The sequence below is a fragment of the Timonella senegalensis JC301 genome, assembly GCF_000312125.1.
GTDB lineage: Bacteria > Actinomycetota > Actinomycetes > Actinomycetales > Cellulomonadaceae > Timonella > Timonella senegalensis.
In genome coordinates this window covers 891,271-898,222 of sequence record NZ_HE978641.1, presented here as the reverse complement: position 1 = coordinate 898,222, position 6,952 = coordinate 891,271, and the positions used below count along the sequence as shown (strand labels likewise).

6 protein-coding genes are annotated in these 6,952 nt (G+C 63.4%); 5 read left to right on the top strand and 1 reads right to left on the bottom strand.

The window, feature by feature from the left end; all coding sequences use genetic code 11:
• The 4 genes from HGSM_RS03825 to HGSM_RS03810 all read left to right on the top strand — a co-directional run.
• Positions 1-568: HAD-IC family P-type ATPase (locus HGSM_RS03825; protein ID WP_154646247.1), on the top strand; the 568-nt coding region annotated here is incomplete at its 5' end.
• A gap of 232 nt (positions 569-800) precedes the next feature.
• Positions 801-1,514: a DedA family protein gene (locus HGSM_RS03820; RefSeq protein WP_019147418.1), complete on the top strand. Its 714-nt coding sequence runs from the start codon at positions 801-803 to the stop codon at positions 1,512-1,514.
• 75 nt (positions 1,515-1,589) lie between these two features.
• Positions 1,590-2,276: a copper resistance CopC family protein gene (locus HGSM_RS03815; protein WP_019147417.1), complete on the top strand. Its 687-nt coding sequence runs from the start codon at positions 1,590-1,592 to the stop codon at positions 2,274-2,276.
• 4 nt (positions 2,277-2,280) lie between these two features.
• Complete coding sequence (locus tag HGSM_RS03810) at positions 2,281-3,075, top strand: CPBP family intramembrane glutamic endopeptidase (RefSeq protein WP_019147416.1); 795 nt, start codon at positions 2,281-2,283, stop codon at positions 3,073-3,075.
• Between the two features lie 171 nt (positions 3,076-3,246).
• On the opposite strand, the gene HGSM_RS03805 is transcribed toward HGSM_RS03810, so the two are convergent.
• Entirely contained in the window at positions 3,247-4,083 is an 837-nt protein-coding gene (locus HGSM_RS03805; protein WP_019147415.1) for a DUF308 domain-containing protein, read from the bottom strand.
• Between the two features lie 151 nt (positions 4,084-4,234).
• Here HGSM_RS03805 and HGSM_RS03800 point away from each other — a divergent pair, with 151 nt between their 5' ends.
• Positions 4,235-6,796 (top strand): lysylphosphatidylglycerol synthase transmembrane domain-containing protein, encoded by a 2,562-nt coding sequence (locus HGSM_RS03800; RefSeq protein WP_019147414.1) that lies wholly within the window; start codon positions 4,235-4,237, stop codon positions 6,794-6,796.
• Positions 6,797-6,952: the final 156 nt, after the last annotated feature.

Here is a 6,952-nt window from a genome sequence, read left to right as displayed (position 1 = left end):
CGGCGCAGTTCAAGGCATCGTGGTCCTCCGCGACCCACTCAAGGAGACCTCCGCCGCGGCGATCGCCGAGCTCAAGGAACTGGGGCTCACCCCCATGCTTCTGACCGGCGACAACCTCGGCGCGGCTCGAGTCGCGGCTGTGGCTGCGGGGATCGATGAGTCGAACGTGATCGCACAGGTCCTGCCCGACCAGAAGGTCTCGGTAGTGGAGAAGCTCCGCGCCGAGGGCAAGGTCGTGGCGATGGTGGGCGACGGCGTGAACGACGCCGCTGCGCTCGCCACCGCAGACCTTGGCCTCGCCATGGGAACCGGAACCGACGTGGCCATCGAGGCCAGCGACATCACGCTGGTGCGCGGAGACCTGCGGGCGGCAGCAACCGCGATCCGGCTGTCGCGCCGAACCCTGCAGATCATCAAGCAGAACCTGTTCTGGGCGTTCGCTTACAACGTGGCGGCCATCCCGCTCGCCGCATCGGGGCTGCTGAACCCAATGATCGCAGGGGCCGCCATGGCCGCGAGCTCCGTGATCGTGGTGGGTAACTCGCTGAGGCTGCGCTCCGCCAAGTAGCCTGTACTACCCAGCTCTACCCCGCGAGATTGCACTTGGGGGTCCGAGATTGCCCGGCGGCCGTGCAATCTCGCACCCCCGGGTGCAATCTCGCCTCGGTGAAGGGCGAGGTTGCACCCGCATGTTCACCGCTTCCGCACGTACGCTCCTCGTGCAGCGCAAGGTTGGCCGGTAGACTTTAGCGCGGAAACCGGCCCATTTTCGCCATAGTTGCTAACCCAAGGACACTGACTTGTCGCACTCTGCTCTGCTCTCCGTTGCCGCGACCGCCGCCGACACCGCGAGCACCGACAACCTCAATGGAGTCGCCCAGTGGGCGCTCAACCTCATGGAGAGCCTCGGGGCGCCAGGCGCCGGTCTTGCCATCGCGCTGGAGAACCTCTTCCCTCCGCTACCAAGCGAGATCATCCTTCCCCTCGCAGGTTTCACCGCCTCCCAGGGCACGTTCAACATCGCATCCGTGCTGTTCTGGACCACTCTCGGTTCCGTGGTGGGCGCGCTCGCGCTCTACGGCCTCGGTGCGCTCCTCGGCCGCGAGCGCCTCATCGCAATCGTGGCCAAGGTGCCACTGCTCAAGGTCTCCGACGTTGAGATGACCGAACGCTGGTTCGATAGGCACGGCACCAAAGCCGTGTTCTTTGGCCGCATGATCCCAATCTTCCGCTCGCTCATCTCGATCCCCGCTGGGCTGGAAAAGATGAACATGGGCAAGTTCCTCGGCCTGACCCTAGCGGGTAGCCTCATCTGGAACTCCATCTTTGTCACCGCCGGGTACATCCTGGGTGAGAACTGGCCAAAGGTCGAACACATCGCCGGATACGTCAGCGATGGCGTGCTCTACCTGATCATTGCGGTCATCGTGGTGTTCGTTCTGGTCCGCCTGCGCTCCACGTTCGGCGCCAAGAAGGTCAACCAGCAGGCCGAGAAGCCGGCCGATAAGCAGTAGCTCGCACAGCGGGCGTTCCACGCCCGCTCACCTCGGACTCAGTCGAGCCCCAGATTCAATGGCTAGCATGGTGTCATGCGCGCTCTTTCGAATCCTGCCATCTCCCCGACCGCACCCACACGGCTGGGTGCGTCAATCGTCGAGAATAAGACCCCACGGACCATCCTGGCAGCGGCATTTGCCGCGCTACTCGCCGTGTTTCTGCTGCTCGGCCAGGGGCCGGCAGCAGCGCACGACGTGCTGGTCAAGTCGAACCCGGCCAACGGCGCGACCCTCAAGACGGCGCCAAAGTCCCTGATCCTCGAGTTCAACAACGACATCCAGACTCTCGGCGGTCAGGTCCTGGTCAAGGACGCCTCGGGGGCGGAGATCGCCTCTGGCGCTCCCGCAACTGACGGCAAGATGGCCACGTACGCGCTGCCAGCGCTCGCGAATGGCACCTACACTGCCGCATGGCGCGTAGTGTCCTCCGACGCGCACCCCATTGAGGGCGTAGTGACGTTCACGGTTGAGGACCCGGCTAATCCGATATCCGACGATTCTGCCGCGCCAACCAGCGCACCCGAAGAACCAGCGGAAACGGAATCGTCTGGCTCTGCCGAGCCGACGACCTCACCATCGGCGACCACTTCCTCCACGCAGGACGCTGCGCTCAACGACTCGACCCCGCAGCTGCCTTGGACCGGAATCATCATCGGCGGCGTACTCGGCCTGATTGCGGGGATCATCGGCATGGTCGTAGCCAACAAGCGTAAGAAGTAGGCGCGTGACCGCCGCGCTCCCGCAACTCACCCGCCGCGACCGGCTCATGCTGGGCGCGGAAGTGTGGATCGTCCTGGGCCTGTCCCTAGGCAAGTCGGGCGTGTATGCGGTGGTCAACATCATCGCCCGGCTGACGGCGGAAACCCCGCTGGGTGAGCAGAGCGCGCAGATCAACACGTCGCAGTCCCCGCGCCCGTACCTCGACCTGACCTACCAGGTGCTCTCGCTGTTCTTTGCGCTCATGCCCGTGGCGCTCGCACTGTTCCTGCTGTCGCAGTCGGGGAAGGGTGCGCTGCGCAGGATCGGGCTCGACGGGTCACGGCCGTGGCGAGATACCGGAATCGGGTTCGGGCTGGCGGCGCTCATCGGTATCCCCGGACTCGCACTGTACGCATTCGGGCGGGCCGTGGGCATCACCGTTGAGGTCCAGCCCGCGACCCTCGACTCCCACTGGTGGGCCGTACCCATCCTGATCTTCGCGGCGCTCAAGAACGGGCTGCTCGAGGAAATCATCGCGGTGGCCTACCTGCACGATAGGCTCACCCGGCTTGGATGGAGCACCTGGGGCATCATCGCCGCCAGTTCGATCTTGCGCGGTTCCTACCACCTGTATCAGGGCATCGGACCGTTCTTTGGCAACGTCGCGATGGGCATTGTGTTCGCCTGGTTCTACCAGTCCAAGTGGGGCAGGACGCGCGTGATGCCGCTCGTCATCGCGCACACCCTACTCGACGTGGTGGCCTTCGTGGGCTATGCGCTGCTGCCCGCATCCTGGCTCGCCGCATTGGGTGTTGGCTGAGGCTTACTGGCACGTCCGGGCACCTGCGGTGTGAGTCGAAAAAGAAATGCGTCGACCGGATGGCTTTCCATCCGGTCGACGCATTTCTTGTCTGTCTTCTACCCACCCAACGGTGCTCACGGGAAGGCGGGCCGGGGCTGGGGCGTAACCAGAATCGTCGAAAATCAGTTCTTATTGCGCTGGGCCGTCCTGCTGGTCGGTGTCCTCAACCGTCCGCTCAGCATTCCGCTGCTGCTGCTTAAGCTCGCGCTCGGCCTGCTTCTCTGCCTCTCGAGCAGCCCGCTCCGCATCCTTTTCCGCAGCACGATGCGCCTTCTCAGCCTCATGCTCCGCCACGCGCGCGGCCTCCTGAGCGGCGCTGTTCTGCTCACGCTCAATGATCGCGGCAAGCACAGGCGACTCCCCCTTGAGGGCAGAGTCAATATCCCGGGCCATCGAACGCACGGAGAACGCCGTGACGATCTGGACACTACCCGCAATGAACGCAAACACACCGAGCAACAGACCCACCACGTTAATGGTGCCGGACAGCGAGTCGCCGCCACGGAGGAGCAGCATCACACCGAACAGGACCGCAACCAGACCAAACACGAGCAGCCATGGCCATGCCAAGTCCTTGTTCTTGGCCAGAGTCGCCGAACCAATGATCGCGGTCGCTCCCAGGGCGATCGTCCAGACCACCAGCAGGTAGAAGAACACAACCACCGTCAGGTTTGGCCATAGGAGGATCAGGCCCGCAAAGACTAGGTCCACGAGCCCCTGAACCAGCCACCACTTCCAGCCTGGCTGCTTCCGGTTTGCCACCGCGTGGGCAACCGTAATTGCGGCGTCCACCAGCAGGAATATTCCAAAAATGAGGGTCAACGCAATCAAAGTATTGAGCGGGCGAACCATTACCAAAATACCCAGGGCAATGAGTGCGAGACCGCGCAGCAATGGAATCCACCAGACGGCTTTTAGAGCCGCGCTGACCGACGAAACTACGCGTGCAGAACCTTCATTGGACATTGCTTCTCCGCTGGTTGAGGGTGAAATTTCGGCCGATTGGGCCGCTCACAAGCATCTTTACTCCATGGAATCACAGCAAGAGTGCATTTGCATGACATTCGCGATACGAATTATCGATGTCTTTGCAGGCCATTTCTCATAGACTCGATTCATGCCGTACTCGGAACCCCCCACAACCTCCTCGCACAACGTGGGCGATTATTACCGTTACGGCGATGACTCACGCACCATGATTGACCTGCCTGCAGTAACACTGATCGACGATGAAAAGGTCCGGGTACGTCAGCCACGTGATCTCTTTGGGATGGTGCTTGCACTCCTCGGAGTAGCGGCGCTCATGGTCATCGCCGTGTTTGCGCGCGGCACCGCAGAGGGGGTCCAAGAGGACGTTAAGTCCGCAACCTCCTTTCTCTCCACCATCCTTTCCGTTCCCGTGGTTGTGCTGGAATCGCTGGTCACGCTGCTGATTCCTGCCGCAGTACTTACGGAACTCGCACTGCGCAGACTCGGCCGCCAGGTGCTTGAGGCGGCCGCCGCGTTGGCCCTTGGCCTGATCTTCGCACTGCTGTTCACCTACGGAGTCAGCGCGTGGGGTTCCACCACGCTCATCCACGGGCTTTCCGTGCTCCTCCCCACCGGCTGGATCATTACTGTTCCCGGTTACGTGGCGGGGTTGTGCGGGCTTCTGACCGCAGCAGGTCCACGTCAGCGCCGACGCACGGTGAGCGCATCGTGGAGCGCACTGTGGATCTCGTTGGCGATTGTCCTGATCTTCGGCCAGGTCAACATCATCGGCGTGTTCTGTGCCGTCCTGCTCGGCCGTGTTGCCGGACTGACCGTCCGCTACCTTTCCGGGGTTGCCAGCGAACGTGCACAGGGCGAAGAGCTCATCGCCGCCGTGCGCAAGGCCGGCTTTGATCCCATCTCCCTCATGCGCATCCACGAGTACGCTGACTACGGTCAAGACATCTCGGAGCTCGCAGTCCCCGAGGATGCACCCCTCCCAACCTTCTCCAACGACGCTGAAACGCGCGTGTACGCGATGCAGCGCCTGGACGGCCCCCGCCTAGACGTCTTCGTCCTGGACGGCGACCGACAGATCATCGGTTTCCTGCAGCGCCTGTGGCGGTCCCTGCGCGTGCGAGGCATCGAGGGTCGCTCCGCGATCTCCCTGCGTGCAGTCGCCGAACGCGCCGCGCTACTGAGTTACGCGTCCACCGCGGCGGGCGTACGCACGCACAAGCTTCTGGGCGTCTCGCAGGCAGCCGACTCCATGCTCCTCGTGTTCGAGCACCCAGAGCGCACCGTTCCGCTCTCCTCCATGACCGAGGAGCAGGTCACCGACGACATCATGCGCGAGGCGTGGCGCCAACTCGACATCGCGCACAAGGCAGGGTTGGCACACCGCAACCTCGCCGCCGAGGTCCTGCTCGTGTCCTCGCCCTCTTCGATCGACCCTCACTTTATTCACCCCGAAGCTCCCAAGGTGTGGCTCTCGGGCTGGCAGTCCGGAGACATCGCGGCGGCCACCCTCAGCAAGCACATGGACAACGCCCAGATGCTGTCCCTGCTGGCGCTCAAGGTCGGCCCCGACCGCGCGATCGCGTCAGCCCGCGAGGTCCTGCGCGAGGAAGACCTCATGGCTGTTGGCCCGCTCTTGCAGTCTGTGGTCCTGCCTCGGACCACACGCACCCAGCTTCGAGCGCGCAAGAACCTCATCAACGAGATCCGCAGTGCACTGGTTCAAGAGATCCCGGAGACGGACATTGAGCCTCGCGCCCTCATCCGGTTCGGCGCCAAGACCATCCTCACGTGGGCTGTCACGATCATCGCCGTGTTCATCGTGTTCACCACGATCAAGCTCGACGAGATCACGGCAGCCGTGTCCGAGGCCAACTCGATGTGGGCGATCGTTGCCCTAGTGCTCGGCCTGCTCACGTGGTTCGGCGCCGCCCTCACGCTCATCGGATTCTCCCCGGTCAAGCTACCCATCATCCGCACGACCCTGGTTCAAGCGGCGGCATCCTTTGTGGCGCTTGCTGCTCCCGCGGGGATTGGCCCGGCCGCACTCAACCTGCGCATGCTGACCAAGCGAGGTGTCGCAACGTCACTCGCAGTGGCAACGGTTGCGCTGGTCCAGGTCTCCGCGTTCGTGGTGACTGTTGCGATCCTTGCGGTCCTGTCGGTCTTCACGGGACAGGGCGGCGGCGCGCTGAGCGCCCTGCCATCCACCACCGTGATCGTGGCGATCATCTCGATCGTTGCCGTGGGTGGCATTGTCTTCACCATCCCCAGCCTGCGCAAGTGGTTGCTAGTCAAGATCGAACCCACCGTCCGCCAGGTGTGGCCACGCCTGACCGAGCTCCTCTCGAACCCGTGGCGGCTGACTGTAGGTATCCTTGGGCACGTCGTCCTGACGCTCGGGTACGTTTTTGCGTTCGACGCATCGCTGGCCGCCTTCGGCTTCAATCTCACGCTGCTCGACGCGGCGATCGTGTACTTGATCGGTAACACGCTCGGCGCGCTCGCTCCAACACCCGGCGGCATGGGCGCGATCGAGGTCGCGCTCATCACGGGTCTGACCACCACCGCCGGTGTACCCGCCGCGATTGCGACCTCCGCAGTCATCCTGTTCCGGTTTGCCACCTACTGGATTCAGATTCCGCTTGGCTGGATGGCAATGCGCTACCTGCAGCGCAAGGGCGAGCTCTAGCCCACTCTCGCCTCACCCAACCCCCTCGCAACCCCCACCCTCGCATCGAGAGTATTCCTGAGCCCACTCTCGTCATCGAGAGTGGGCTCAGGAATACTCTCGATAGAAAGAGTGGGTGGGCGCTGCCCCACGAACACAACAGGGCCGTCCGCACAG